The sequence below is a fragment of the Roseateles sp. P5_B10 genome, from assembly GCF_056400485.1.
Genome location: NZ_JBFULE010000820.1, coordinates 1 through 2,286 on the forward strand (window position 1 = coordinate 1; position 2,286 = coordinate 2,286).

Genomic DNA, 2,286 nt, shown 5'->3' on the forward strand with positions numbered 1-2,286 from the left:
GAACTTCGTCGCGCTTCTTCATCGCGCCGCCACGGCCTTCAGCGGCCTCCAGCAATTCATTGGCCAGGCGCTGGGCCRTCGACTTCTCACCGCGCTTGCGAGCGGATTCCTTCAACCAACGCATGGCCAGAGCCATCCGGCGGACGGGGCGAACTTCCACGGGAACTTGGTAGTTCGCACCGCCGACACGGCGGGACTTCACTTCGACCATGGGCTTCACGTTGTTCAGGGCGACCATGAACACTTCCAGCGGATCCTTGCCGATCTTCTTCTCGACCTGCTCCAGGGCACCGTAAATGATGCGCTCAGCGACGGCCTTCTTGCCCGATTCCATGATGACGTTCATGAACTTGGACAGATCGACGGAGCCGAACTTGGGGTCCGGCAGGATTTCGCGCTTGGGTACTTCGCGACGACGTGGCATGGGATTCTTCCTTCTGCTTCAGTTGGAGGTGGCGTTTGCCGGACTCCGTTGGACAACCACCGACATCTGGGGTTATCCACTTACTCGGCTGACTGACATTTCAGCAGCCGCAACAACGTTGGTTCAGTCAATGCTGACTGAGCCGAACAAACGATTTACTTCTTCGGACGCTTCGCGCCGTACTTGGAACGCGATTGCTTGCGATCCTTGACGCCTTGCAGGTCGAGCGAACCACGGACGATGTGGTAACGAACGCCGGGCAAGTCTTTCACACGGCCGCCGCGCACGAGCACAACGCTGTGTTCTTGCAGGTTGTGGCCTTCACCGCCGATGTACGAGATGACCTCGAAACCGTTGGTCAGACGCACCTTGGCGACCTTACGCAGAGCCGAGTTCGGCTTCTTGGGCGTGGTGGTATAGACGCGGGTGCAGACACCGCGGCGCTGCGGGCAATTCTGCATCGCAGGCGACTTGGATTTGGTGACCTCGGCCTCTCGACCGTGGCGCACCAGTTGATTGATGGTTGGCATAAACGACTTGTTCCCGTTTGAAGTCTGTGAGCCTTCGCTGATTTTTAGGCACGCAGCAATGCGCCGCCCAAAAGGCAAAGAGCCGAGGATTGTAGACCGGCGGGGAATTCGGCACAAGGGTCTGCCCGATGCATGCGCCATGCCCTGTAAGCTGACGACATGGCCGCCTCCACCCCGCCCGCCGCCTTACCCAGCTTCCCGTCTTCCGCCGCAGACAAGCCGGCCATCGTCATCGACACCCAGGTCGTGATGGACTGGCTGGTGTTCCGCGACTCACGCATTCAGGCTTTGATCACCGCGGTCACCTCGGGCACGTTGCGCTGGCTGGTAGCGCCACCCATGCGCGATGAGATCCGACATGTGCTGGGTCGCGGCGTCGCGGCGAGCTATGCGCCAGATCTGGTCTTCATCGAGGCACAGTTCGACGCCCACGCGCAGCCGGTCGAGACCATCGAGCCCCAGCCCCCGGCCTCGCGCTTGGTCTGCCGCGACCCCGACGATCAGAAATTCATTGATCTGGCACTCTCGAGCCGGGCGCGCTGGCTGATCTCCCGCGACAAGGCCGTGCTGGCGCTGGCCAAGCGCGCCCGGCCACGCGGGCTGCTCATCGTGACGCCGGAACGCTGGTCGCTCGAATGAGCCCACCAAATAAAAAGCCGCCCGCGGCTTGAACCGGGGGCGGCTTCGGAGGGCAGAACCCTCGGGGGCTTATTCAGCCGAGCTGTCGCCAGCGTCCACGCCAGCCATCTGTGCAGCAGCCAGCTCCTCGGCCTCCTGCAGCGCGATGGCACGGCGCTCGGCGTCGTCCATGGCTTCCTTGACGCGGCGCGCCTCGTGGAAGGCCATGCCGGTGCCCGCGGGGATCAAACGCCCGACGATGACGTTTTCCTTCAGGCCACGCAGCTCGTCGCGCTTGCCCATGATGGCAGCCTCGGTGAGCACGCGGGTCGTTTCCTGGAAGGAAGCGGCCGAGATGAACGAATCGGTCGACAGCGAGGCCTTGGTGATGCCCAACAGCACGTCCGCGTGGATGGCAATCATCTTGCCTTCCTTGCGCAGTCGGTCGTTGGTATCCAGCAGCTCCGAGCGCTCGACCTGCTCGTTGAGGATGTAGGTCGAATCGCCCGGGTTGGTAATCATCACGCGACGCAGCATCTGGCGAACGATCACCTCGATGTGCTTGTCGTTGATCTTCACGCCCTGCAGACGGTAGACGTCCTGCACTTCGTCGACGATGTAGCGCGCCAGTTCCTCGATGCCCAGCAGGCGCAGGATGTCCTGCGGATCCGCGGCACCGTCGACGATCAGCTCGCCGCGGTTGACCACCTGGCC

3 protein-coding genes and 1 pseudogene are annotated in these 2,286 nt (G+C 62.5%); 1 reads left to right on the top strand and 3 read right to left on the bottom strand.

Features of this window, described 5'->3' with window-relative positions; genetic code table 11:
* Together rpsG and rpsL are read right to left on the bottom strand one after the other, a co-directional pair.
* The coding region (rpsG, locus tag AC1DU6_RS28045; RefSeq protein WP_477861128.1) for a 30S ribosomal protein S7 at window positions 1–424 on the bottom strand (424 nt) is incomplete at its 3' end.
* 155 nt (window positions 425–579) lie between these two features.
* Window positions 580–954 carry a 30S ribosomal protein S12 gene (gene rpsL / locus AC1DU6_RS28050; protein ID WP_056194784.1) on the bottom strand — a complete coding sequence of 125 codons (375 nt, stop codon included), beginning with the start codon at window positions 952–954 and terminating at the stop codon, window positions 580–582.
* A 159-nt stretch (window positions 955–1,113) separates the two neighbouring features.
* Here rpsL and AC1DU6_RS28055 point away from each other — a divergent pair, with 159 nt between their 5' ends.
* Entirely contained in the window at window positions 1,114–1,593 is a 480-nt protein-coding gene (locus AC1DU6_RS28055; protein WP_457325422.1) for a putative toxin-antitoxin system toxin component, PIN family, read from the top strand.
* A 69-nt stretch (window positions 1,594–1,662) separates the two neighbouring features.
* Here the strand turns inward: AC1DU6_RS28055 and AC1DU6_RS28060 are convergent.
* Window positions 1,663–2,286: pseudogene (locus tag AC1DU6_RS28060) on the bottom strand (DNA-directed RNA polymerase subunit beta'); the annotation flags it as partial.